The 24369-nt window shown below is 68.0% G+C and carries 27 protein-coding genes; 13 read left to right on the top strand and 14 right to left on the bottom strand.

Annotation, left to right across the window (positions count from 1 at the left end):
- The 4 genes from serS to EPN98_RS15220 all read left to right on the top strand — a co-directional run bounded on the left by serS (position 1) and on the right by EPN98_RS15220 (position 4530).
- The gene (serS, locus tag EPN98_RS15205; protein WP_293363750.1) at positions 1-1281 is read left to right on the top strand and encodes a serine--tRNA ligase; all 1281 of its coding nucleotides are present in this window, start codon (positions 1-3) and stop codon (positions 1279-1281) included.
- Positions 1278-2051: a 5'/3'-nucleotidase SurE gene (gene surE / locus EPN98_RS15210; protein ID WP_293363751.1), complete on the top strand. Its 774-nt coding sequence runs from the start codon at positions 1278-1280 to the stop codon at positions 2049-2051. Before serS ends, surE begins: the two co-directional genes overlap by 4 nt.
- Position 2052: 1 nt before the next feature.
- Positions 2053-2709: a protein-L-isoaspartate(D-aspartate) O-methyltransferase gene (locus EPN98_RS15215; protein WP_293363752.1), complete on the top strand. Its 657-nt coding sequence runs from the start codon at positions 2053-2055 to the stop codon at positions 2707-2709.
- Positions 2710-2817: 108 nt separating this feature from the next.
- Positions 2818-4530: a LysM peptidoglycan-binding domain-containing protein gene (locus tag EPN98_RS15220; protein WP_293363753.1), complete on the top strand. Its 1713-nt coding sequence runs from the start codon at positions 2818-2820 to the stop codon at positions 4528-4530.
- A gap of 2 nt (positions 4531-4532) precedes the next feature.
- Here the strand turns inward: EPN98_RS15220 and EPN98_RS15225 are convergent, their stop codons facing one another.
- Together EPN98_RS15225 and EPN98_RS15230 are read right to left on the bottom strand one after the other, a co-directional pair.
- Positions 4533-4790 carry a hypothetical protein gene (locus EPN98_RS15225; RefSeq protein WP_293363754.1) on the bottom strand — a complete coding sequence of 86 codons (258 nt, stop codon included), beginning with the start codon at positions 4788-4790 and terminating at the stop codon, positions 4533-4535.
- Between the two features lie 4 nt (positions 4791-4794).
- On the bottom strand, positions 4795-5004 hold the full coding sequence (locus tag EPN98_RS15230) for a hypothetical protein (RefSeq protein WP_293363755.1): 210 nt from the start codon (positions 5002-5004) through the stop codon (positions 4795-4797).
- Positions 5005-5293: 289 nt separating this feature from the next.
- On the opposite strand from EPN98_RS15230, the gene EPN98_RS15235 reads away from it, so the two are divergent.
- Positions 5294-5503 carry a cold-shock protein gene (locus EPN98_RS15235; protein WP_293363756.1) on the top strand — a complete coding sequence of 70 codons (210 nt, stop codon included), beginning with the start codon at positions 5294-5296 and terminating at the stop codon, positions 5501-5503.
- Between the two features lie 64 nt (positions 5504-5567).
- Here the strand turns inward: EPN98_RS15235 and EPN98_RS15240 are convergent, their stop codons facing one another.
- Positions 5568-6401, bottom strand: coding sequence for an ATP-binding protein (locus EPN98_RS15240; RefSeq protein WP_293363757.1), 834 nt, complete (start codon positions 6399-6401; stop codon positions 5568-5570).
- A gap of 121 nt (positions 6402-6522) precedes the next feature.
- Here EPN98_RS15240 and yajC point away from each other — a divergent pair, with 121 nt between their 5' ends.
- The 6 genes from yajC to EPN98_RS15270 all read left to right on the top strand — a co-directional run bounded on the left by yajC (position 6523) and on the right by EPN98_RS15270 (position 11324).
- On the top strand, positions 6523-6870 hold the full coding sequence (yajC, locus tag EPN98_RS15245) for a preprotein translocase subunit YajC (RefSeq protein ID WP_293363758.1): 348 nt from the start codon (positions 6523-6525) through the stop codon (positions 6868-6870).
- A gap of 12 nt (positions 6871-6882) precedes the next feature.
- Positions 6883-8499 carry a protein translocase subunit SecD gene (gene secD, locus EPN98_RS15250; RefSeq protein WP_293363759.1) on the top strand — a complete coding sequence of 539 codons (1617 nt, stop codon included), beginning with the start codon at positions 6883-6885 and terminating at the stop codon, positions 8497-8499.
- A complete protein-coding gene (gene secF, locus EPN98_RS15255; RefSeq protein ID WP_293363760.1) occupies positions 8496-9473 on the top strand; it encodes a protein translocase subunit SecF in 978 nt (325 codons plus the stop codon). Before secD ends, secF begins: the two co-directional genes overlap by 4 nt.
- 3 nt (positions 9474-9476) lie before the next feature.
- Entirely contained in the window at positions 9477-9836 is a 360-nt protein-coding gene (locus EPN98_RS15260) for an Mth938-like domain-containing protein (protein WP_293363761.1), read from the top strand.
- A gap of 92 nt (positions 9837-9928) precedes the next feature.
- A complete protein-coding gene (locus EPN98_RS15265) occupies positions 9929-10534 on the top strand; it encodes a urate hydroxylase PuuD (protein WP_293363762.1) in 606 nt (201 codons plus the stop codon).
- 88 nt (positions 10535-10622) lie between these two features.
- A complete protein-coding gene (locus EPN98_RS15270) occupies positions 10623-11324 on the top strand; it encodes a squalene/phytoene synthase family protein (protein WP_293363763.1) in 702 nt (233 codons plus the stop codon).
- Here the strand turns inward: EPN98_RS15270 and EPN98_RS15275 are convergent.
- Together EPN98_RS15275 and trmFO are read right to left on the bottom strand one after the other, a co-directional pair.
- On the bottom strand, positions 11321-11860 hold the full coding sequence (locus tag EPN98_RS15275) for an isoprenylcysteine carboxylmethyltransferase family protein (RefSeq protein ID WP_293363764.1): 540 nt from the start codon (positions 11858-11860) through the stop codon (positions 11321-11323). The two genes, EPN98_RS15270 and EPN98_RS15275, sit on opposite strands and share 4 nt — an antisense overlap.
- Before the next feature lie 15 nt (positions 11861-11875).
- Complete coding sequence (gene trmFO, locus EPN98_RS15280; protein ID WP_293363765.1) at positions 11876-13294, bottom strand: methylenetetrahydrofolate--tRNA-(uracil(54)-C(5))-methyltransferase (FADH(2)-oxidizing) TrmFO; 1419 nt, start codon at positions 13292-13294, stop codon at positions 11876-11878.
- Between the two features lie 119 nt (positions 13295-13413).
- Between trmFO and EPN98_RS15285 the strand changes: the two genes are divergently transcribed.
- Positions 13414-14343, top strand: a complete 930-nt coding sequence (locus tag EPN98_RS15285) for a hypothetical protein (protein WP_293363766.1) — start codon at positions 13414-13416, stop codon at positions 14341-14343.
- Between the two features lie 13 nt (positions 14344-14356).
- Here the strand turns inward: EPN98_RS15285 and EPN98_RS15290 are convergent, their stop codons facing one another.
- Both EPN98_RS15290 and EPN98_RS15295 read right to left on the bottom strand, forming a co-directional pair.
- The gene (locus EPN98_RS15290; RefSeq protein WP_293363767.1) at positions 14357-14968 is read right to left on the bottom strand and encodes a glutathione S-transferase family protein; all 612 of its coding nucleotides are present in this window, start codon (positions 14966-14968) and stop codon (positions 14357-14359) included.
- 61 nt (positions 14969-15029) lie between these two features.
- Complete coding sequence (locus EPN98_RS15295; protein ID WP_293363768.1) at positions 15030-15437, bottom strand: DUF3597 domain-containing protein; 408 nt, start codon at positions 15435-15437, stop codon at positions 15030-15032.
- A 223-nt stretch (positions 15438-15660) separates the two neighbouring features.
- Here EPN98_RS15295 and EPN98_RS15300 point away from each other — a divergent pair, with 223 nt between their 5' ends.
- Positions 15661-16497, top strand: a complete 837-nt coding sequence (locus EPN98_RS15300) for a hypothetical protein (protein WP_293363769.1) — start codon at positions 15661-15663, stop codon at positions 16495-16497.
- Here the strand turns inward: EPN98_RS15300 and EPN98_RS15305 are convergent.
- The 7 genes from EPN98_RS15305 to EPN98_RS15335 all read right to left on the bottom strand — a co-directional run bounded on the left by EPN98_RS15305 (position 16494) and on the right by EPN98_RS15335 (position 24360).
- Positions 16494-17144, bottom strand: a complete 651-nt coding sequence (locus EPN98_RS15305; protein WP_293363770.1) for a PEPxxWA-CTERM sorting domain-containing protein — start codon at positions 17142-17144, stop codon at positions 16494-16496. The genes EPN98_RS15300 and EPN98_RS15305 overlap by 4 nt on opposite strands.
- Positions 17145-17277: 133 nt before the next feature.
- Positions 17278-20178, bottom strand: coding sequence for an excinuclease ABC subunit UvrA (gene uvrA, locus EPN98_RS15310; RefSeq protein WP_293363771.1), 2901 nt, complete (start codon positions 20176-20178; stop codon positions 17278-17280).
- A 168-nt stretch (positions 20179-20346) separates the two neighbouring features.
- Positions 20347-22323 carry an oligopeptide transporter, OPT family gene (locus EPN98_RS15315; protein ID WP_293363772.1) on the bottom strand — a complete coding sequence of 659 codons (1977 nt, stop codon included), beginning with the start codon at positions 22321-22323 and terminating at the stop codon, positions 20347-20349.
- Positions 22324-22380: 57 nt separating this feature from the next.
- Entirely contained in the window at positions 22381-22971 is a 591-nt protein-coding gene (locus EPN98_RS15320) for a DUF4893 domain-containing protein (protein ID WP_293363773.1), read from the bottom strand.
- A gap of 12 nt (positions 22972-22983) precedes the next feature.
- Positions 22984-23313: a hypothetical protein gene (locus EPN98_RS15325; protein ID WP_293363774.1), complete on the bottom strand. Its 330-nt coding sequence runs from the start codon at positions 23311-23313 to the stop codon at positions 22984-22986.
- Positions 23314-23391: 78 nt separating this feature from the next.
- The gene (locus EPN98_RS15330) at positions 23392-23859 is read right to left on the bottom strand and encodes a DUF1203 domain-containing protein (protein WP_293363775.1); all 468 of its coding nucleotides are present in this window, start codon (positions 23857-23859) and stop codon (positions 23392-23394) included.
- A 33-nt stretch (positions 23860-23892) separates the two neighbouring features.
- The gene (locus EPN98_RS15335; protein ID WP_293363776.1) at positions 23893-24360 is read right to left on the bottom strand and encodes a DUF1203 domain-containing protein; all 468 of its coding nucleotides are present in this window, start codon (positions 24358-24360) and stop codon (positions 23893-23895) included.
- Between the last annotated feature and the right edge of the window lie 9 nt (positions 24361-24369).

Below are 24369 nucleotides of genomic sequence, written 5' to 3' on the forward strand. Positions count from 1 at the left end.
ATGCACGACATCCGAGCCATTCGCGAAACCCCCGAGCTTTACGAGAAAGCCTGGGCGGTGAAGGGCTCGTCCGGGAAGGTGGCCGAGATCCTGGCGCTGGACGCGAGGTTGCGCGCCGCCCAGACGGCCGGTCAGGCAGCCCAGGCCGAACGCAACGAGGCCTCGAAGAAGATCGGCCAGGCCAAGGCCCAGAAGAACGAGGCCGAGGCTCAAGCTCTGATGGCGCAGGTCGAGGCGCTGAAGGCCGGCCAGGCCGAGCACGCTGAGACCGAGCGCGTCACGGCTGAGGAACTGCGCGGCATCCTGGCCTCGCTGCCGAACATCCCGTTCCCCGACGTGCCCGTCGGCGCCGATGAGCACGACAACGTCGAGGTCCGCCGCTGGGGCGAGCCCTTCGCGATCTCGAATCCGAAGGATCACGTCGATCTGGGCGAGGGTCTGGGCCTGCTGGACTTCGAGGCGGCCAGCCGCATGTCGGGCGCGCGTTTCACCGTCCTGAAGGGCCAGTTGGCTCGCCTGGAGCGCGCCATCGGCCAGTTCATGCTGGATCTCCAGACCCAGGAGCACGGCTATCTCGAGGTGGCCCCGCCGCTTCTGGTCAACGATGCCGCGGCCTACGGCACCGACAAGCTGCCGAAGTTCGCCGAGGATCTGTTCCAGACCACCGACGGCCGCTGGCTGATCCCGACCGCCGAAGTGCCGCTGACCAGCCTGGTCATGGACCAGATCGTGGCCGAGGAAGACCTGCCGCTGCGCTTCACCGCGCTGACGCCCTGTTTCCGGTCCGAGGCCGGCGCCTCGGGGCGCGACACGCGGGGGATGATCCGCCAGCACCAGTTCAACAAGGTGGAGCTGGTCTCGATCGTGGCCCCGGAGAAATCCGAGGAGGAGCACGAGCGGATGGTAGGTTGCGCCGAGGCGGTGCTGAAGCGCCTGGAACTGCCGTTCCGCACCATGCTGCTGTGCACCGGCGACATGGGCTTCGGCGCGCGCAAGACCTACGACCTCGAAGTCTGGCTGCCCAGCCAGGGCAAGTACCGCGAGATCAGCTCGTGCTCAAACTGCGGCGACTTCCAGGCCCGGCGCATGGATGCGCGCACCAAGAAGGCCGGCGAGAAGGGCACCCGCTTCGTCCACACGCTGAACGGCTCGGGCCTCGCCGTGGGTCGCACCCTGGTCGCGATCATGGAGAACTACCAGGATGAGGGCGGTCGCATCGCGATCCCGCAGGCGCTGCATCGGTATCTGCCCGGGCTGACGCACATCGGGGGTGAGGGTTGAGGATCCTCCTCACCAACGACGACGGCATTCACGCCGACGGGCTGGAGGCGCTCGAGCGGATCGCCGCCAAGCTCTCGGACGACGTCTGGGTCGTGGCCCCGGAGTACGAGCAGTCGGGCGCCAGCCGGGCGCTTACGCTGGCCGACCCCATCCGCGTTCGCCAGCTGTCCGAACGTCGCTTCGCCACGACCGGCACTCCCACCGACTGCGTCATGTTGGGGGTCAACGACCTGATTCCGGGACCGAAGCCGGACCTGGTGCTGTCGGGCGTGAACAGGGGCGCGAACCTGGCCGAGGACGTCACCATGTCGGGCACGGTGGCCGGCGCTATCGAGGGCATGGCCCTGGGCGTGCCGTCGATCGCGCTGTCGCAGATGGGCTTCTACGAGGAGGGGACCAGCTTCGCCCCCGCGGAGACGTTCGGCCCCGGGATCATCAAGCGACTGGTCGAGATCGGCTGGCCCAAGGACGTCGTCCTGAACGTCAATTTCCCGAACGGGCCGATCGAGAACATCAAGGCGGTCGAGGTCACCCGGCAGGGCTTCCGCGACTTCCAGATTCGCCACAACGAGAAGCGCACCGATCTGCGCGGCCGCGACTACTATTGGGTGGGTTTCCAGCCGCTGCGCTCCAATCCGGCCGAGGGCACGGACCTGCGCGCGCTGTACGACGGCCGCATCTCGGTGACCCCGCTCCACATCGACCTCACCCACGCCGCCACGGTCCACGACCTGAAGGGCAAGCTGGGCGGCGTCCCGCCGAAGGTCTGAAATGGCGGAACCTGAAGACAGCCCCGAAACCCAGATGGCGCGCCTGATCCTGGCGCTGCGCAGCCAGGGCGTGACCGAGCCCAAGGTGCTGACGGCCATCGAGACGACGCCCCGGCCGCTGTTCACCCAGGACCTGTTCAAGGACCGCGCGTTCGAGGATTCGGCCCTGCCCATCGCCTGTGGCCAGACCATCAGCCAGCCGTTCGTGGTGGGCCTGATGACCCAGGCGCTGAAGATCGACCGGCGCGACCGCGTGCTCGAGATCGGCACCGGCAGTGGCTATCAGACGACGATCCTCTCGAAGATGGCCCGGCTGGTCTACACGGTCGAACGGTACCGGACGCTGATGAAGGAGGCCGAGAGCCGCTTCAAGACGCTGGCCCTCACAAACATCATCACCCGCTTCGGCGACGGCGGGGAGGGTTGGCCCGAGCAGGCGCCTTTTGACCGCATTATGGTCACGGCGGCGGCGCCAGGAGAGCCGAAGGCTTTGCTTTCGCAGCTGAAACCGACTGGGGTTCTGGTGGCGCCGATCGGGAAGGGGCCGGTTCAGGTTCTGCGCCGTTACACCGGCGACGGACAGGGCGGGTTCACTGTGGAAGACCTGATCGACGTGCGTTTCGTGCCGCTGCTGGACGGCGTGGCGAAGGAACTCTGACCTTTTCGTGTTCGCGTTGCGACGGGTTGCGGGTTGGCGGGGGCGCCGGCACGCGGCCACTATCCCCCCTCACGCCCCGCTTGATTCTGTGAGCTACCCGGAGCGGCGATGCCTAAACTGTTCGAACGCACGGCCCTGATCCTCCTGGCCACCACGGCGCTGACCGCGGCGTCGGCCCATGCCCAGGCGCCCGCGGCCGATGCCGCGCCGGCGCCTCTGCTGGTCATCGCGCCGGCCGCCGACGGCGCGGTCGCCGTGACCGGCGAGGACGCGGCCGCCCGGGCCAGGTCGCGTGGGTCGTCGTCGACCTATACGGTTCGCAAGGGCGACACCCTGGCTGAGATCGCCGACCGGATGAACGTCACGATCGAGGCGGTGGCCAAGGCCAATGGGCTGAAGAAACCCTACCGGCTCCAGCCCGGACAGAAACTGAAGAACCCCAAGGCCGCCCAGGCGGCCCCGGCCCGTAAGCCCAGGTCCGAACCCGGCGCGTCAGGGGGGACCTATACAGTGAAGTCCGGCGACACCCTGTTCGCCATCGCCCAGCGCAACGGCACGACTGTGGACGCCCTGCGCGCCGCCAACGGAATGGGACGCAGCACCGCGCTGGTCCCCGGCCGCAAGCTGAAGCTGCCGGGCGGCGCCGACGAGCCCGTGGCCGAGGCGCCGGAGGAAGACGCCGAGCTGGCCGAGCGCATGGCCAACGCCGCCACGCCCCGCAACGAGCCGCGTGCTCCGTCCGCGTCCGAGGCCACCGGCGAGCGGGTCTCGACCGAGCGCCAGGTGACGGGCCGGGTGGTCTCCATCGACGTACCCGGCAAGGCCTACAGGGTGAAGAAGGGCGATACGTTGGAGCGGGTGGCCAACCGGCTGGACAGCGACGTCGCCGAACTGGCCCGCCTCAACAAGCTGAAGAAGCCTTATCGGCTGCAACCGGGCCAGACGATCCGGGGCCCGGGCGCTTCGGCCAAGGCCTATGTGGTGGGCCGTGGCGACACAATCGGGGAGATCGCGCGGCGCTTCAGCGTGACCGAAGCTGAGCTGCGCAGCGCCAATGGCCTGCGCCGTGGGGCCAGCGTCGCGCCGGGCCGCCGCCTGCGGTTGCCGGCCGGCTACCGCGATCGCGGCCCGATCACCACCACCGTGCGCATACCCGAGCCGGCTGCGCGCACCGCGCCGCCCTCGACCTTCGAGACGCCGGCGCCTCGCCCCTCGACGCCGGCGCCGCGACCCTCGCAAAGTGTGCTGCCAGACCAGCCGCAGCCGTACCGGCCGTCGCCGGGCGTTACGCCCGGATCGGCGCAGCCCTATCGCCCGCCGCCTGGCCCCGCCCCGGGCCAGACCCCGTTCCCGCGGACGGGACCGGTCGCTGGCGCGCCGGTGGCCTCGCCGCCGGTATCCGACGCCCAGATCAGCGAAATGGGCCGGGGCCTCTTCGTCTGGCCGATCCAGGGGCAGGTGATCTCGGGCTTCGGCGGGCGAGGGCAGGGGCCGCGCAACGACGGCCTCAATATCCGCGCCAATGTCGGCGACGCCGTCCGCTCGGCGGCCTCTGGCGAGGTGGTCTATGCGGGCGACCAGGTGCCGGGCTTCGGCAATCTGGTGCTGATCAAGCACGCCGATGGCTGGGTCACGGCCTATGGCCACCTGAGCCGCATCGACGTGCGGATGCAGCAAAAGGTCACTCAGGGCCAGCCGATCGGGCAGGCCGGGACCACCGGCGGGGTGTCCGAGCCGCAGTTGCACTTCGAGGTCCGCTATGCGCCGACCCCGCAGGAGCGCGCCCGGCCCGTGGACCCGGCGCTGGTGCTGCCCCGTTAGGTCTAGGCCTTGGAGGTCAGGTCGAGGGCGCTGTCGGTGACGCCGCCCTGTTCGACGCGCACGCCCAGGTAGCGCATCACGCCGTCCTTGAAGCTGATGTCGGTGACCGCCAGGTCACGGTCGCGCTTGAGGTGGCTGACGTCGCTGAGCGTCAGACGCAGCAGCATGTCGTCACGCTGGACGCCGTCGGCCTCGGCCGCTTCGATCTGTTTGCGGAAGTGTGCGGACGCCGGGCCGCGGCGTGCGGGTTCGCGAGCCATCGAACTACGCCGCGTTGAAGAAGCCGTGCTCGCCGAAGACGCGCACGAGGCAAGGCTGACCGGCGTCCTGCGCGACACGGGCTTTGCGGTTGGCGGCGGCCTTGGCCACTTCCTTGTCAGGGCTGGCGTCGGTGATTTCGCCCAGATATTCGACCGCCCAGCCGCCCGGGTGGCGCACCACGGTGAAGACGGCGCGTTCGGGTGCGTTTCTCATGCGGTCAGCTCCAGCTTGCCGCGGAGCGCCTGGCAGGCGTTCGACGCGGCGCGCCAATCTATAGTCAAAGCGTCACAGAGTCCCTCGCGTTAAGCGGTATTCCGCATGTTCTTGCGAGAGGTGTCGAAATCTCGTAAGTTCGAGGCATCGAATATCGCACTGGCTCGCGAAATTTCTCCACGGAACTTCCTGAAGTTTCCTAGGCAGATATACCCACGACCCTCTCCGAGATTTTGATGCGAACGCCGCTCTGCGGCGGAAATTATTTGCACCCGGAAAGGGAACAAAAATGGCTACCGGTACTGTGAAGTGGTTCAACGGAACCAAGGGCTTCGGCTTCATTCAACCCGACGACGGCGGCGCGGACGTGTTCGTGCATATCTCGGCGGTTGAGCGCGCCGGCATGAACGGCCTGAACGAAGGCCAGAAGGTTTCCTTCGAACTCGAGCGCGACAAGCGCAGCGGCAAGATGTCGGCGGGCCAGCTGCAAAGCGCCTAAGCCACATCGGCTGACACACGGACGAGGCCGGCGCTTGCGCCGGCCTTTTTCGTTGCGCTTTTGGCTAGAGCGGCAGGCTCTTCCCCAGTTCCCCCGCCAGATCGCGGATAAACTGCCAGGCGACGCGGCCAGACCGGGCCCCCCGCAACTGCGACCACTGCAGGGCACGGCGGTCCAGGTCCGCCACCTGCAGGCCGAACCGGCCCGCATAGGCGTTCACGGCCGCCAGGTAGTTGGCCTGGTCCATCGGCGGGAAGCCGATCCAGAGTCCGAAGCGGTCGGAAACGCTGACTTCCTCTTCGGCGTCCTCGGCCGCGGCCACCAGGCCGCGATCCTCCTGATGGCCGCGTGGCATCAGGTGGCGCCGGTTCGAGGTGGCGACGAACAGGACATTGGCCGGCGGGCCCGAAACGCCTCCCTCCAGAGCGGATTTCAGCGCCTTGGCTGCGGCCGCCCCCTCCTCGAACGAGAGGTCGTCGCAAAGCACGACGAAGCGTTCGGGCCGAACCCGCAGTTCATCGAAGAGCGCGGGCAGGGCGGTGACCTGGTCTCGGTCGACCTCCACCAACTTGAGGTCATCGCCGGCGACAGCCATGAAGGCCGCCTTGGCTAGCGAGCTCTTGCCCGTGCCGCGCACGCCCCACAGCAGCGCGTGGTTGCAGGGCAGGCCCCGAGCAAAGCGGCCCAGGTTTTCCACGAAACGCGACTTCTGGCGCTCGACCCCCACCAGGCTGTCGAGCGCTAACGGATAGTCGGGCGCCGGATGGAAGGCGCCGGTGGCCGGATCGTGCCGAAAGAGCCGGGCGACGGTGAAGTCGGCGGCCGCGCGCGGAGGCGGCGCGAGCCGTTCCAGCGCCTCGGCGATGCGGGTCAGCAGGGGTATGACGTCTCGCTCCATACCGTGGCGCCTATCACACGCCCTGGTTCCATTGCAAAAGCAGGGCTCTGCGCATAGCTTCCGCCGACTTTCGCGGGCGCCCATATGAAACCGGCGCCCGTCGTGCATTTTCGGAGAGGCCATGTTCGCCACCCCTGCCTACGCCCAAGCCGCCGGCGCCGCCGCCGCGGGCCCCGAGGCGCTGCTCATGCAGTTCCTGCCGCTCGTCGCCCTGGTGGTGCTCTTCTATTTCCTGATGATCCGGCCGCAGCAGCGCCGGATGAAGCAGCACCAAGCCATGCTGGCGGCCCTGAAGCGCGGCGACACCGTCACGCTCTCGTCGGGCGTCAAAGGCAAGGTCGTCCGTGTGGAAGACGCCGAGGTCGGCCTCGAAATCGCCACAGGCGTGACTGTGAAGGTGGTCAAGTCGATGATCGCCAACGTCGACGCCAAGGGCGCGCCTGCGCCTGCCAACGACTCCAAGGCCTAAAGAACTCCGACGATGGTCAGTATCTCCCGCTGGAGGATCATCCTCGTCGTCCTGTCGCTGGTGTTCGGGGTGCTCTTCGCGCTGCCGAACGCGCTGCCGCAGGACGTGCGGGAGAGCCTGCCGGGCTTCATGCCCAAGAAAGTCATGAACCTGGGTCTCGACCTCCAGGGCGGCTCCTACCTCCTGCTCGAGGTGGACACCGAAGCGCTCCGGGTCGAGCGCCTGACCAACATGGTCGAGGATGTCCGGACCAGCCTGCGCGAAGAACAGATCCTGTTCAGCGATCTGGGCGTGGTGAATGGCGGCGTAAACGTCCGCATCACCGATCCGACCAAGATCGAGGCCGCGACCAAGCTGCTGCGGGACTCTATCGGGGCGCCGATGGCCGGCTCCACGGGAGGCCGGGATATCACCGTCCAGAGCCAGCCGGGAGGGCAGCTGCGGCTGACCTTCGTGCCGGACGCGCTGAAGGCGGAAGCCGCGCGCGCCGTCGAGCAGTCGCAGGAGATCATTCGCCGGCGGATCGACGAGCTGGGCACCCGCGAGCCCACGATCCAGCGCCAGGGCACGAACCGCATCGTGGTGGCCGCGGCGGGCGAGAGCGATCCTGAACGCCTCAAGGCCGTGCTGGGCCAGACCGCGAAGCTGACCTTCCACCTGGTCGACGAGGGGGTCTCGCCCGAGGAGATCATGGCCGGCCGGATTCCGCCGGGCCGCATGCTGGTTCAGGGCGGGTCCGCCGGCGATCCGCCGATCGTCGTCGAGCGCCGCTCGCTGGTCACGGGCGAGATGCTGACCGACGCCCAGGCCGGCTTCGACCAGCTGAACGGTCAGCCGAACGTGAACTTCCGCTTCAACGGCCTGGGCACCCGCCGTTTCGGCGAGGCGACGACCGCCAACGTGAAGAAGCGTTTCGCGATCGTTCTCGACAACAAGTACATCTCCGCCCCCGTCATCAACGAGCCGATCACGGGTGGCAGCGGCCAGATCAGCGGCAACTTCACGACCGAGTCGGCCAACGACCTGGCGCTGGTGCTGCGCGCCGGCGCCCTGCCGACCCGGCTGAACGTGGAGGAGCAGCGCACCGTCGGCGCCGAGCTGGGGGCCGACGCCATCGCCGCCGGCCAGATCTCGGCCATCGGCGCCTTCATCCTGGTGCTGATCTTCATGGTCGTCGCCTACGGGTGGCTGTTCGGCGGCGTCTCGATCATCGCGCTGATCGTCAATGGCCTCCTGATCGTGGGCGCCATGTCCATGACCCAGGCCACGCTCACACTGCCCGGCATCGCCGGCCTGATCCTGACCCTTGCGGTCGCGGTCGACGCCAACGTGCTGATCTACGAGCGCATGCGCGAAGAGTACCGCAACGGCCGCTCGCTGATCACCGCCATGGACGCCGGCTTCAACCGCGCCATGCTGACCATCTTCGATGCCAACATCACCCACCTGGGCGCGGCGACGATCATGTTCAGCCTGGGGGCGGGCCCGGTGAAGGGCTTCGCCTGGACCCTGGCCATCGGAGTGTTCACCTCGGTGTTCACCGCCGTGCTGGTCACCCAGGTGCTACTGGCCTTCTGGCTGAAGGTCGCGCGGCCCAAGACCCTGCCTATCGAACGAGCGCCCGCATGAGCAAATCCGAATCTCGCTGGTGGCCGCTCATCAAGCTGCTGCCGTCCAAGACCAACTTCCGCTTCATGCGGTTCGCCAAGGTCTACGGCGCGGTCTCGCTGATCGCGACGATCGCGGCGGTGGTCCTGACGCTCTATCCTCTGACCCCGCCCTGCGGCGGGCTGAACTGCGGCGTCGACTTCCGGGGCGGCACGCTGCTGGAGCTGACGACCAAGACCCCCGCTGACCTGTCCAAGATCCGCGAGACCCTGGGCGCCCACCAACTGGGCGACGTGCAGGTGCAGGCGTTCGGCAGTCCGATGGACGTGATGGTCCGCTTCGAGACCCCCGAGGGTCAAAACCCGGCGGTGGTCGTCGAGGGCGCCAAGAAGGCGCTGATCGGCGTTCTGGGCCCCGTCGAGTTCAAGCGAACCGAGGTGGTCGGACCCAAGGTGTCGGGCGAGCTGTTCCGGAACGGCGTGCTCGCCCTGGCGCTCGGCATCGGCATGATGATGACCTACATCTGGTTCCGGTTCGGCCTGACGTTCGGCGTTGGCGCGGCCGCAGCCCTGCTGCACGACGTGCTGCTGACCTTCGGGCTCTTCGCCGTCACCGGCATGGAGTTCTCGCTGAACACCGTGGCGGCCATCCTGACCATCATCGGCTACTCGGTGAACGACACCGTTGTCGTGCTGGACCGGGTTCGCGAGAACCTGCGCAAGTACAAGCGCATGCCGCTTTCGGACGTCATCGACCTGTCGATCAACGAGACCTTGTCGCGCACGGCGATCACGGGCGTCACGGGCCTGATGGCCCTGGGCGTGCTGGCCGCGTTCGGCGGGGAGTCGCTCTTCGGGTTCTCGATCGCGATGATCTTCGGGATTGTGGTCGGCACCTACTCGTCGTTCTTCGTCGCCGCCGTGGTCCTGCTGTGGCTGGGCGTTAAGCGCGGCGAGGACGCCGAGGTGCTGAAGCCGGTCGACGCCCGGCCCTAGGCCATGGCCCGCAACGCGCCCACGATCGACGCCTATGGCGATGGCGGCTTCCGCCTCGCCGGGGCCAGGCATGACGGCTCGGTGCTGATCGTGAGGGATGAGCCGCACAGCTGGGGCGTGAAGGCCATGGCCGACCTTTCCCTGGCCGATTTCGCGCCCGTCATCGAAGCCGGCGCGGCGGACGTCGAGTTCGTCCTGTTGGGCACCGGGGCCCGCAATGCGCTCCCATCGCGAGAGATCCGCGAAGGCCTGCGCGCGGCGGGCATGGGGCTCGAGTTCATGGACACTGCTGCGGCGGCCAAGCTCTACAACCTGCTGACCTCCGAGGGCCGCCGGCTGGCCGCCGCCCTGATCGCCGTCTGATCCTGCCGCGGGGGCATCTGCGGCGTCGCTTCCAGCCCGCCGCGAAACGCCCTATACCTCCGGCCAGGGCAGGATTAACGAGGGCAAGTTACATGGCCGGACTACTCGCCAATTTCCGCAACACGATGATCGTCAGCTTCCTGCTGGCCCTGGTCATCGTCGCGGGCTACCAGGTCCACCACGGCTCGATGGACGCCACCTTCTGGCAGGCCGTCTTCCGCTGGCTGCACACCTTCTTCGGCATCCTGTGGATCGGGCTGCTCTACTACTTCAACTTCGTCCAGATCCGGAAAATGCCGGAAATCCCCGCCGAGCTGAAGCCGGCGGTCTCCAAGTACATCGCCCCCGAGGCGCTGTTCTGGTTCCGCTACGCGGCGCTGGCCACCTGGATCATGGGTGTGATCCTGGCCTTCTCGCGCGGCTACCTGGTCGATGCGTTCACGCTCGGCGCGCTGCAGGGCTTCGCCAATCCGCAGGTCACCTTCATCGGCCTGGGCATGTGGCTGGCCACGATCATGTTCTTCAACGTCTGGGTGTTCATCTGGCCGGCCCAGAAGATCGCCCTGGGCATCGTCGAAGGCGACGCCGACGCCAAGGCGGCGGCCGGCAAGAAGGCGATGCTCTTCTCGCGGACCAACACGCTGCTGTCGGTGCCGATGCTGGTCACCATGACCATGAGCCAGACGATCTTCGCCTAACCCACGAAGACAGGTTACGGAGAGGCCCGCCGCCCCAGCAGCAAGGGGGTGGCGGGCCTTTTTCGTTGGACCCCAGCCGCCTTTGGCCATGAGCGACGACCTCGACGACCTGATCCGCCGCGTGGACCCCGACCGCTGGCTCTCCAGCCGGTTCATCGGGGATGCGGGCCGGCGCGCCGACGTGATCGCGATCTACGCCTACGACCACGAACTGGCCCGCGCGCCGAAGGTGGCCTCGAACCCGCTGCTGGGCGAGATCCGGCTGACGTGGTGGCGCGAGATGCTGGACGAGGCCTACGAAGGCCGCCACGTGCGCCATCACCCAACCGCCCAGGCGCTGGCCGACGTGATCCGCCGCCACGACCTGCCGCGCGAGCCGCTGGAGGCGATGATCGACGCCCGCTACCGCGAACTGGACGCGACGCCGATGAGCAAGGCTGACGCAATGGCGCTGGCGTTCGGCACGGCCAACTCCGCTGCCGTCCTCGCAATCCAGGTCCTGGGCGGTGCAGTCGAGGGCAGCTTTGCCAGCGGCTGGTCGGCGATGTGGGCCCTCTCGCGCTTGATGGCTGACGGACGCCTGGCTTCATCCGCAGTGAGCGAGGCGCTGGCCGAGGTGAGTCTGAGCATGGCCGAGGCCAGGACCGTCGAGCGACGCGACGTCTCGCATGAAGCGTTTCCTGCTGTTGCCCACGCGACGCTGGCGCCTCACTACGCGACCGGGCGACGGCCGACCCTGTTTGAGAAGCAGCTGAGGTTGATCTGGGCCGTGGCGCGGGGTCGGATCTAGCCGCCGCCAGAGTCTGGGTCCTCGCGTTCCCAGCGCGTAAGCCACGTACCGTCCCACGGCGTGAATCGTGGGACCCATCGCGGAACCGCATCGAAATACACGACGTAGTCCTCAGGAAACTGCCGCCGGAGCGTCGGTTCCTCGTAGCCCAGCACGAAGGCGTGGAAGCCGGCCCACATGACGACGCCGTAGATCAGCAGCGGCAGGCTCGCAAAGAGCGCCGCCTGGCCCAGGATCAGGCTGACCACGGCCACGTACATGGGGTTGCGCACGTGGCGATAGGCGCCGATGACGACCAGGCGCTCCGGCGGCGCTATCGGGGCTGGGGTGCCTAGCCCCTGCACGGCGAAGCGCCGAAAGCAGTCGAGTAGCAGGATCGCCCCGGGAATCAGGAAGATCAGGCCGACGGCTGCCCATCGCGCGTCTGCTGGCGCCGGCCACTGCACGATCAGCCACGGGATCAGACCGGCGATCGTCCCCGGCGCGAACACCAGGAACATGGCGGAACCGAGAAGGGTGGTGGCGTGCGATTTCACGCCCCACAGCATAACTTATTCCGCCGGTTCCAGCGCCTTCTCACCCTCGGCCCAGGCCTTGAGGTCGGACAACGCCCGTTCCCCCATTAGCCGCTTCTTCAGCCTGGTCTTCTCTTTCGAGCCCAGCCGGTTGCCCTCGGCGTCGCGCTTGGGCGGGGCCATGGGCGGCAGCAGGCCGTAGTTGATGTTCATCGGCTGGAAGCTGCCCTTGCCGCCTTCCAGGTGCCCGCCGGTGATGTGGCCGACCAGGCCGCCCAGCGCTGTGGTCTCGGGCGGCGGCTCGATCGGCTTGCCCAGGCGCTCGGCGGCGGCGAAGCGGCCGGCCAGCAGGCCCACCGCGGCGCTTTCCACATAGCCCTCGACCCCCGTCACCTGGCCGGCGAACCGCAGGCGCGGATCGGCCTTGAGGCGCAGGTTCGTATCCAGCAGCCGCGGCGAGTTGATGAAGGTGTTGCGATGCAGCCCGCCCAGGCGGGCGAACACGGCTTTCTCCAGTGCTGGGATCATCCGGAAGATCTCGGTCTGGGCGCCGTGCTTCAACTTGGTCTGGAAGCCCACCATGTTCCAAAGCGTGCCCAGCGCATTGTCCTGGCGCAGCTGGACGATGGCGTGGGCCTTCACCAGCGGGTCTCGGGGGTTGGTCAGGCCCACCGGCTTCATCGGTCCGTGGCGCAGGGTCTCGCGGCCGCGCTCGGCCATCACCTCGATCGGCAGGCAGCCGTCGAAGTAGGGCACGTTCTCCCAGTCCTTGAACTCCGACTTCGGCCCTTCGAGGATGGCGTCGATGAAGGCCTCGTACTGGTCCTTGGTCATGGGGCAGTTGATGTAGGCGGCCGCGTCGCCGCCGGGGCCCACCTTGTCGTAGCGCGACTGCCGCCACGCGATGTCCATGTTGATCGAGTCGAAGTTCACGATCGGCGCGATGGCGTCGAAGAAGGCCAGCTGGCCTTCGCCGGTCAGGTCCAGGATCGCCTGGGCCAGGGCGGGCGAGGTGAGGGGGCCCGTGGCCACGATCACGCTGTCCCACTCGGCCGGCGGCAGGCCGGCGACCTCTTCCCGGGCGATGGTGACCAGCGGATGAGCCTCCAGCCTGGCCGTCACCGCCTGGGCGAAGCCGTCGCGGTCGACCGCGAGCGCGCCGCCGGCCGGCACTTGGTGGGCGTCCCCGCACGCCATGATGATCGAATTCAGCGCGCGCATCTCGGCGTGCAGCAGGCCCACGGCGTTGCCGGTCCAGTCGTCGGCGCGGAACGAGTTGGAGCAGACCAGCTCGGCCAGGTGGTCGGTCTGGTGGGCGTCTGTGCCGCGGACGGGTCGCATCTCGTGCAGGACGACGGGGACGCCGGCGCTCGCGATCTGCCAGGCGGCCTCGGATCCGGCCAGACCGCCGCCGACGACATGGATCGGCGTTGATGTCGTAGGGGTGAGGGACATGCGTGACGTCCTAGCAACGATCTCGCGGGATCGCGAGCGAGGCCTTGCGAGCCCTTGCACGGTCAAGGCGGCGCGCGGCAATAAGGAGTCCCCCGGCATGCGGGGGCGAAGGGACGAGGATGACTGGGTTTTCGGCGACGGACGCCGCGCTCGAAGGGTTTCGGATTACTCGCGAACGGCCGAAGGCGCTGCTGGCGTGGACGGTGTTCTGCTTCCTCGTGAACGTCGCCAGCGTCCTGATTTCGGTCAACATGCCCAAGGAGGCGCGCGACGCTATGGCGTCGCTGCAGACCGATCCAAGCCAGCCGCCGGACATGGACGCCCTGACGTCGGCGCTGATGGTGCTTTCGCCCATCCTGGCGTTCGGGCTGGCGGTCCAGTGCGTGATGGCCGCGGCCGTGTATCGGATCATCCTGAAGCCGGCGGACGAGCGGTTCAGCTACCTGCGCCTCGGCAAGGATGAGCTGCGGCTGATGGCGCTGACCCTGATCTACGTCGTCCTGGGCGTGATGCTGCTGGCGGTTGCGCAGCTCTGCATCGGCATCGTGGTCTTCATCGCCTCGTTTCTGGGGCAGGGGGTGATGGCGTTCGTGTTCTCGGCCGCCGAACTCTTCGCCATCGGCATGTTCTTCTACATCGCGATCCGGATGTCGCTGGCGCCGGTGATCACCTTCGACCGTGGCAGGCTCGCGATCCTCGATTCATGGGCGCTCACGAAGGGACAATTCTGGCGGCTGCTGGGCGCCTACGTTCTTGCGATCTGCTGCGTCGTGGTGGTGTCGCTGTTGGCGATCATGCTGTTCAGCATGCTGGCCGGACTGGCGGTCCTCGCGACGGGCGGCACGCTGGCCGACCTGTCCGGGATCTTCCAGCCGGACGAGACCAAGCTCTCCAGCTATCTGAACCCGTTCATGATCGCCTACATGATGGTCGGCAGCGTGTTCACGGCCATCTACTACGCCGTCATCGCCGCGCCGGGCGCCTGGGCCTATCGGGGCCTGACGGGGGGCGAGGGCCTCCAGAACGACGCCCCCGCCGCCGCCATCTGAGCGCCGGCCGGTTTCAAGCTTGCGAACTGGGCCGGGCAGTGACCCGGTCGTGCCACGCCTTCAGGTTGGCGAACTCGGCCTCCATCGGCAGGCCGATCCAGGTGGCGAAGTCGACGGTCGAAAGCAGGCAGATGTCGGCCATCGTGTACGTCTCGCCGGCCACGAAAGGCTTGTCGGCCAGTTCGGCGTCCAGCCACTTCTGGGCCCCCGCGTAGAGCGCCTTGTTGGACTCACCGAAGTCCTTGAACTGGGTCAGTAGCCGCGCCGTGAAGGGGTGGGCATGGCGCCAGTACATGCCGACCGGGCTCATCACCTGGAACTCGACACGGCGCACCCACATGTCGACGTTGGCCTTCTCGAACGGCGTCCGGCCGAACAGGGGCGGGTCGGGTTGGACCTCGTCGAAGTAGCGGCAGATGGCGACCGTTTCCGAGATGCAGCTCCCGTCATCCAGCTCCAGCGTCGGCACCTGGCCCAGCGAGTTGCGCGCCTTGTGCTCGTCGCTCTTGTGCTCGCGCTTCATCATGTCGACCGGCGTCTCAGGCAGGTCGACGCCCTTCTCGGCCAGGAAAATCCGCACCCGCCGCGGATTCGGCGCCGGCATCGGCGCGCCATAGAGCTTCATGATGTTCCTCCCCTTCGAAGTTGAAGGGGAGGCTATTTCAAACGGACGTTTAGCGCCAACGCTAGTCGCGGAGCGACGCGGGCACGTTGCCACCGTTCTTCGCCAGCGCGGCCCAGACAGCTTTAGAGAGCGCGATGTTCTGCTCGGCGCTGCCATGGGTCCCAGCGTTGACGTTCAGGTCGGCCGCTAGCGCCTTGCGGGCGTCCAGGCTGGAGTCGAGATCCAGCATCTTGAGAAGGTCGACGATCGAGGTGCGCCAGTTGCCGCCACCGCCCTTTTCGGCGGCGATCTCGGTGAGGATCGCCTCAACATCGGCAGGAGCCGGAGGGGGTGCGGCAGCCAGCGCGGCCTGCGTTGTGGCCGGCGCCCTCGCCGAAGCCGCGGCGGGCGTAGCGGCGGCCGCTGCCGGAGCTGCAGGCCTTGGCTTGCGGTGGAAGACCTTGTCCATGATCGAGCCGAAGATGCCCATCGGTGTCTCTCCTCTTGAATGCGGGAGCAGAACACCGAGCGGATGGGCAAGGTTGCGGGACCATCGCCTCTCCAGGGATGCCCGCATACGCGCCACTGATGTCTATCAAGCCTCGATGACCACCCTTATCGACGCGCGTCGGAATGCAACTGTCAGATAGTCGACGGTCACGCGACTCTCTTCGACCTTGTCGTTCCGCGCACGAACCCGGGGGGGGAGGGGGATGGACGGACCGTTTGGCGTGGCCGCGCTCACGAGCATTCGCGAGCACCCACGCTTCCGCGACGCTGTCGAGCAGTACGCTCGGAGCCGGGTCGAGCAATTCCGGCGACTGGATGCCGCCCTGAGATGGGCTACGACCGACCTGGGGCGCTCGACGCTGTCACGCGCGACCGTCGTCCTTCACCGTCGCCCGGAGGGCCTGACGGCCAATGCGCTGCTGGAGTCCGCGCGCACACTGGGTCTGTGCAGCCGCGGTCGCGTACTGGCCTACCTCGACGGCGCCCAACTGCGCGGCCTGCTCAGCATTTCGGCGGGCGACGGCTACTGGACCGACCGCCCAGTCCAGGTCAGCCCCGCCCTATGCGGCCAAGTCGAGGACACGGCGCGAAACCTGCTGGCCGCCGTGGACCTACTAGAGCCGGAAGCTCCGGAAACGGCCAATGGAGAACAGCGCTTGCAGGGCTTGTTGGCCGCCATGGCGGCGCTCCCGACCACCGACCCTGCGGTACTGTCGGTGCTGCCGGTCGGGATCCGCCAGTTCATGGAGCACGATGGGGCTCTGCGCATCCTGGACGAACTGATCGTCCGGCAACGGAGCGAACGCGCCCGCCTTCTCGAGGCGGTGCGCTTCAGTCAACTCTCGCTCGCGCGGGCGAGCGGTGTCTCTCGCGCTCAGGTGAAGCGCCTGCTGGCCAGCGCCCAGCCCGAGGGCTTTGTCATGGTGGGCGATGGCGAGCTCGATTTCGCCCCCGCCTTCTCCGACGCCGCCGAGCTGCGCTTCGCCCTGATCTTCAGGGTCGCCCAACTGGCCGCTTCCTTAGCTGCGTCCCGCGGTTAGGCCATGAGGCGTCGGCGCTTGCGGAGCGCCGCGCCGAGACTTCCGAAGCCCAGCAGCATCAGCGCCCAGGCCGACGGCTCCGGCACGGGCGCTGTGATCGCTTCGTTGAAGCGGACGTTGTCGATCTGGACGCCCGGACCGGAATTATCGCCCGTGAACAGGTCCATCCGGCTGATGTTCGCCAGGTTGACGGTGAACGTCTGCAGCCCCGCTGTCTTGTCCAGGTTGAACACGCCAGAGTGCGAGCCCGACCCGTCGACATAGCTGTAGCTCATGGCAAAGGAGCCCAGCGGCGCCTGCATGTTCGTGTAGTCCGCGAGGTCCAGCGAATTGAGCGAGAAGGTCCCGCCCCCGACCTTCTCGATCCGCAGGAACGCGTTGATCGAGTTCACCCAAGGCGAGGCGCCGACGGGATCAGCCTGGCGATTGGGGTTCGTCGCGAAGCCCCAGATGAACATGTGCTCGTCGCGGCCGTCGGTCCCGTAGGCCCGGAACCCGAGCCCCTGTTCGACATAGGTGAAGCCGTAACCCAGGCTGTAGTTGTTCGCCGACCGCAGTGAATCGAATGTCACGACGGCTGCGGACGCCGCACTGCTGACCGCGATACCGGCGGCCATTACGACCCCGGCCAAGACCTTGTTCTTCATGGTTACCTCCCCGACATGAGCAGCACCGTCCGTACAGCTCTGCGGGAGGTCAAGGAGAGCAGAACTGTTCAGCACCTGGCGTTGAGTTGCGGCCGGGAGAACGGCGTTTTCTCGCCCGCGAGGCGAATTGCCCCTACGCCCCGACCAGCCTCTTCTTCCGCTCGCCCTTGCGCTGGCGATGGCGCTCCAGGAGGTCGTGCAGGTAGCGGCCGGTCCAGCTCTTGGGGTTGGCCGCCACGTCCTCGGGACTGCCCTGGGCCACGATCTCGCCGCCGCCGTCGCCGCCCTCGGGGCCGAAATCAACGATCCAGTCGGCGGTCTTCACGACGTCGAGGTTGTGCTCAATGACCACCACGGTGTTGCCCTGGTCGGCCAGCTCATGGAGCACCTCCAGGAGCTTCTTGGTGTCCTCGAAGTGCAGGCCGGTGGTGGGTTCGTCCAGGATGTAGAGGGTCTTGCCGGTGGCCCGGCGCGACAGCTCCTTGGACAGCTTCACCCGCTGCGCCTCGCCGCCCGACAGGGTGGTGGAGGACTGGCCCACCTTCACGTAGCCCAGGCCCACGCGCTTCAGCGTCAGCATCTTCTCGCGCAGCACAGGCACGGCCTTGAAGAACTCGGCGGCCTCCTCGACCGTCATGTCCAGGACGTCCGAGATGCTCTTGCCCTTGAACAGGACCTCCAGCGTCTCGCGGTTGTAGCGCTTGCCGTGGCAGACGTCGCAGGTGACGTAGACGTCCGGCAGGAAGTGCATCTCGATCTTGATCAGGCCGTCGCCCTGGCAGGCTTCGCAGCGGCCACCCTTCACGTTGAACGAGAACCGCCCCGGGCCGTAGCCGCGGGCCTTCGACTCCGGCAGGCCCGCGAACCAGTCGCGGATGGGCTGGAAGGCGCCGGTATAGGTCGCCGGGTTCGACCGGGGCGTGCGCCCGATCGGCGACTGGTCGATGTCGATGACCTTGTCGAAGTGCTCCAGCCCCTCGATCCGTTCATGGGCGGCCGGCGCGTCCGACGCGTTGTGCAGCCGTCGTGCGGCGGCCTTGTAGAGCGTCTCGATGGTGAAGGTGGACTTGCCGCCGCCGCTGACGCCGGTGATGCAGGTGAACGTGCCCACTGGGATCTCGGCGGTGACGTTCTTCAGGTTGTTGCCGCTGGCTCCGACGACGCGGATCACCTTCTTCTTCGAGATTGGGCGGCGATCCTCGGGCACGGCGATCTCGCGCGTGCCCACCAGGTACTGGCCCGTGATGCTGTCGGGGTTGGCCATGATGTCGGCCGGCTTTCCCTCGGCGATCACGTGGCCGCCGTGGACGCCGGCGGCCGGACCCATGTCGATGACGTGGTCGGCAGTCATGATCGCCTCCTCGTCATGCTCGACCACCAGCACCGAATTGCCCAGGTCGCGCAGGCCGCGCAGCGACTCCAGCAGGCGGGTGTTGTCGCGCTGGTGCAGGCCGATGGACGGCTCGTCCAGAACGTAGAGCACGCCGGTCAGGCCGGAACCGATCTGGCTGGCCAGGCGGATGCGCTGGCTCTCGCCGCCCGACAGGGTGCCGGAGGCGCGGGACAGGTTCAGGTAGTCCAGCCCCACGTTAACCAGGAACCGCAGGCGGTCGTTGATCTCTTTCAGGATCCGCCGGCCGATCTCCATCTGTTTGGCGGTGAGCTGGCCTTCCAGCGCCTCGAACCACTGCTGGGCGCTGCGGATCGCCAGCCGGGAGACCTGGCCGATGTGCTGGCCGGCGATCTTCACCGCCAGCGACTCCGGTTTCAGGCGATAGCCCTCACACGCGAGGCACGGGGTCTCGGACTGGTAGCGGCCCAACTCCTCGCGCACCCACGAGCTGTCGGTCTCGCGCCAGCGGCGCTCGAGGTTGGGCAGCACGCCCTCGAAGGTCTTGTTGACCTCGTACTTGCGCGCGTTGTCGTCGTAGATGAAGCGGATCTTCTCCGCGCCCGAGCCGTAGAGGATCACGTTCTTGGCCGGCTCAGGCAGCTTCCAGAACGGCTCGTCCATCGAGAAATCGTAGTGTCGGCTCAGCGCCTGCAGCGTCTGCGTGTAGAGCGGCGAGGGGCCCTTCGCCCAGGGGGCGATGGCGCCCTTGTGGAGGCTCTTGTCCTTGTCGGGCACGACCATGTCGGCGTCGAAGGCCAGCTTGGCTCCCAGACCGTCGCACACCGGGCAGGCGCCGTACGGATTGTTGAACGAGAACAGCCGAGGCTCGATCTCGCTGATCGTGAAGCCTGAGACCGGGCAGGCGAACTTCTCGGAGAACAGCAGCTGCTTCGGCGTCGTCTCACCTTCGGCGAGGTCGGCCCACTCGGCGACGGCGATCCCGTCGGCCAGCTTCAGCGCGGTGGCCAAGCTGTCGGCGTAGCGTTGCTCCTGGCCGGACTTGGTGACGATGCGGTCCACGACGATGTCGATGTCGTGCTTGAACTTCTTGTCGAGGATCGGGGCGTCCTCGATCAGCATCAGTTCGCCGTTGACCTTGACCCGCTGGAAACCGGCCTTCTGCCACTCGGCGAACTCCTTGCGGTACTCGCCCTTGCGGCCGCGCACGACGGGCGCCAGCAGGTTCAGGCGCGTTCCGTCTGGCAGGGCGACCAGCTTGTCGACCATCATCGAGATGGTCTGGCTCTCGATGGGCAGGCCGGTGGCCGGCGAGTAGGGCACGCCCACGCGCGCCCAAAGCAGGCGCATGTAGTCGTGGATCTCGGTGACCGTGCCGACCGTCGAGCGCGGATTGCGGCTGGTCGTCTTCTGCTCGATGGAGATGGCCGGCGACAGACCCTCGATGAGGTCCACGTCGGGCTTGCTCATCAGCTCCAGGAACTGGCGCGCATAGGCGCTGAGGCTCTCGACATACCGGCGCTGGCCCTCGGCGTAGATGGTGTCGAAGGCGAGCGAGCTCTTGCCCGACCCCGACAGCCCGGTGATCACCACGAGTTCCCCGCGCGGGATGTCGACGTTGACGTCCTTGAGATTGTGTTCGCGGGCGCCGCGAACGCGGATCAGATTGTGCTGGTCAGCCATAAGGTCCCGGAAAGCGCGGAGAGCCCGCGGAAAGGGCCATCCGCGAGACCGCCTAATGTAGGTGACGGGACTCGGGCATAACACAGGAACGCAAAGCGAACATAGACCCGGCGGCATCGCCTACGCCGGGGCTGCTGACACCACGGTGGCAGTAGGAACACACCTCGATCACGCGCGCTTGCGACCTGCCCAGCCGTACAGCAGCGCCATGGCGCCCGCGTAGCCGATCAACGCCAGAAGAGGCGCGGGGCCGAAACCCTCGGGAACAAGGCCCAAGGGCGAACCTGAACTGGTGACGACGATCAGGCCGGCCAGCGCCACGTTGAACAGGCTCTCGCCGACGATCAGGCCCGAGACCACCAGGACCCCAAGTCGCTTGGCGGACTCGCCATCGGGCCGGTCGGCGACGCGACGGTCGTACAGCCAGCCGGCCACCGCGCCGATCACCACCGGCAGGGTGAGGGTCGCCGGCAAGTAGATGGCCATGCCCACGCCCAGGGGCGGCAGGCTGTAGCGCTTGGTCCGCCGCAGCAACTCGTCGATGACGATCAGCCCCACGCCGACCAGCACGCCCACGCCGATCAGGCCCCAGTCCAGGTCGTGGCTGATGACCCCCTTGGCGATGGTGGAGATCAGGGTCGCCTGCGGGGCGGGCAGGGGCTGGTCCGAGATGCCGGCCATCGGCGAGCCGGCGAAGCCGTTCGAGCGGTTCAGAAGCTCGAGCACCGGCGGGATCACTGCTGATCCGGCGATCACACCGATCACCAGCACCGCCTGTTGCCGCCACGGGGTGGCGTCGACCAGTTGGCCGGTCTTCAGGTCCTGCAGATTGTCGTTGGCCGCGACCGCCACGGCCAGCAGCACGCCGGTCACCAGCAGGGCGAAGGCGACGAGCGGCATCGGATCACGCAGCATGGCGCTCGCGCCGATCGTGGCCACGATCAGCGAGGCGCCCAGCACCGCCAGGATCGCCAGGCCAGACACCGGGCTGTTGGATGACCCGATCAGGCCGGCCATGTAGCCGCACACGCCGGCGACCAGGAACCCCGCGATGGCGATATAGGCCAGCGCCGCCAGCGTCAGCGGGATCGCCAGGCCCGCGAGCGGTCCGCCCTGGAGGAAGTTGAAGATCAGCACGCCCATTGGGATCAGGCAGAGGGCCGAGACAACGGCGACGATGCCGATCGGAATGTCCTGTTCCGCCCGCGTCAGGGCCCGGGCGCCGGGCGCGCCCCGTCGGGCCTGCGCGGCCAGCGCCCCGACCAGGCCGTTCCACACCGGTACGGCCAGCTTGGCCAGGGTCCAGATCGCGGAGATGGCGATGGCGCCCGCCCCGATGAAGCGCACCTTGGTCGTCCAGACCGCTCCGGCCGCATCGGCCGCCGAGGCCGCGGCGTCGGGATAGAGCGCGGTGAGGATCGGCACTGCCACGACCCAGGCGATCAGGAGCCCCGTCAGCATCGCCATGCCGACCGCGATTCCCATCAGGTGACCGGCGCCCAGCAGGGCCAGCGACATCGACGCGCCGATCCCGGTCGCGCCGGCGCCGACCCGGAAGAAGCCCGCGACCTCGCCTGCGAACACCCGCGTGCCGACCAGCAGCGCGTAGAGCGCCGAGGCGGCGCTGCCGAGGATGATGGCGGTCAGGCCGCGCTTGCCGTCCGCCGCCTGCTCGGCGCTGCCGTCGCGCACGCCAGAGCCCACCTTGAGCACCTCGGCCGCGGCGACGCCTTCGGGGTAGGGGAGCGGCGAGTTGGACACCAGGGCGCGGCGTAGGGGCACGGTATACATCACGCCCAACACGCCCCCGATCGCGCAGAGCCCGAACGTCGTCCAGAAGGGAAAGCCGGTCCAGGCGCCCACGATCACCAGGCCCGGCAGCACGAAGATCACTGACGCCATCGCCCCCGCCGCCGAGGCGACGGTCTGGACGATGTTGTTCTCCCAGATGGTGGAGTCCTTGAAGGCGCTCAGCAGGGCCATCGAGATGATCGCCGCCGGGATCGACGTCGCGACCGTGAGGCCGACCCGAAGGCCCAGGTAGACGTTCGCCGCCGTGAACACGAGGCAGATCAGGATGCCCAGGAGCACGCCCCGGACCGTAAGCTCCACCCGCCGGGCCTCGGCCCCCGTCGCTGTCGTCACGCGCTGTCCCCCGAACTCGCTTCCGCGGTTAGACCCCGCGAAGCGCATGGGCTCAAGTCATCGCACGCGGCGCATTTCCAACAGGTCCAGTTTGGACTCGTAGGCCGGCCATGGAAACGCGACGCGCCAGCGCTCGTCGCCCATGCGGCGCACCTCGCCGATCATGTCGCGATCGGCCTCCGACCCGTAGCGCGGCGCGCGGACCTCGTTTCCGAGTTCAAGCACGCCGACGAACTTCGCCGTGCGCCGGCCGCCCGGGCAGATCAGGCCGACGGGACGTTGCGAGCCGGTGGTCTTCTTGAGGATCAGGTCGCCGCCGGGCGTCAGCGTCACCATGCAGCGGAACCAGCCGTAGGCGATGTACGGCAGCATGCCTTCGCCTGCCGAGCCCAGCTTGATCGTGCGGCACTGGTAGCGGCCCGGCGTGGGCTGGGGACGGTTCAGGTTCGTGCGCGGGTCCGCCACGGGCCCCAGGCGGCGCAGGTCATCCCCGTGGCCGGCGGCGATGGCGTCGTGGCGGGCGGCCTTCCAGGCTTCGCCAAGGCGCGCGTAGCGCCGGGCGTCGGCCTGAGTCGGCTGGCAGGTCATTTCCTGCGCGGCGGCGCTGGTCGCCAGAGCGCTGATCGCGAGTGCAAGGCGAAGCTTCATCAGCCGATGGGATCAGAAGCGCCGCTTGAAGGCGACTCGCGTCGGACTGACCCGCAGGCCCTGGTCGTCAGACCATTCCCCCTTGGGGCGGATATCGACCTCCGGGATATCCTCGGCCGCGGACAGGCGCAGGGCCGCGCTGGCGCTGGGCGCCGCGAGGTTCACCCGACGCAATGACTTGGGCGTCCGCTCGGCGCGAGCCGGAGCGCGCGGTTGCGCCGTGGTCGCCGCCATCCTCGGCGCGGCGGCCACGACGCTGGCGGGCCAGATCTGGGCAAGCGCGGAAGCCGGCGCTGCGGTGAGGCAGCTCACGGCCAGGATGAGCTTGAGCGGGCGGTGCACGATGGGCCTCCAGTATGGAACCGCCCCCCTGAACCCCCTCAGATCACTTTGGTTTCCTCCTCATGGCTTCGTCAGGGCTCAGGCCCGATCGATGCGCGCGACAAAGCAGCCGTGGGCCGCATTGTGGGCGTGGATGTAGGCCGTCGCAGGATTCTCGAACGCGTTGCGGATCGCGGCGTCCAGAGGCGCGTCGCGGGAAAGGTCGGCCCCGATCAGCATCCCCTGATCGTTGAAGATCCGAAGCGCGATCGGGCGCCCCTTCAGCACAGGCGGCAGGCCGTCCTGGACCTGCAGGGTGGCGTCGGCCGCCTCGCGCACGAAGATCGCGTAGGCCGAGCGGTAGGGCGTCGGTGCGCTGTGGCTTTCGTGGTTGAGCAGCAGGACGCTTTCGCCGGGTTGGGCGTCCTGCAGTGTGATGCGGCAGGGATAGCCCGGGCTGTAGTCGGCGGTCTTGCGGATAACGCCGCGGGCGGCCAGGGCCTCATCGGAGAGGGCGAACAGGGGGCGGAAGTCGTCGAGCGGCAGTCCAGTCACGGCGTAGGTCATGTGGGGTCTCCTTCAGGCGACGCGTTGGGATGCTCAGATGCGGTCGATGCGCGCGGCGTAGCAGCCGGCGCCGGCGTAGTGGGCGTGGAGATAGGCCGCCTGCGGATCGGCCAGCAGGCGATCGATGGCTGGGGTCAGTTCGGTGGTCGCCACGATGTCGGCGTCGATCATCATGCCGGCCGCGTCGAACGCCCTGAGCGACAGGAACTGGCGCGCCGAGAAGGCCGGCGGGATCTCACCGGGCCCGAAGCGACGCTCGGACGCCCCTTCGCGGACGAAGATGGCGTGGCGCGACCGGAACGGCGTGTCGGCCGGCTGGTGTTCGTAGTTCATCAGCAGGACGGTCTCGCCCGGCCGGGCGTCCTCCAGGGTGAGCCGGCAGGGCGAGCCGGGCCCTTCGACGACCCGGCGCTGGATTCCCTGCGCCGCGAGCGCATCGTCGGACAGTCCGAACAGCGGCTGGAAGGGGGCGGCGGGAAGGGCGGAAACGACGAAAGACATGTGGTGATC

The organism is Phenylobacterium sp. (assembly GCF_004299445.1).
Classification (GTDB): Bacteria; Pseudomonadota; Alphaproteobacteria; order Caulobacterales; family Caulobacteraceae; genus Phenylobacterium.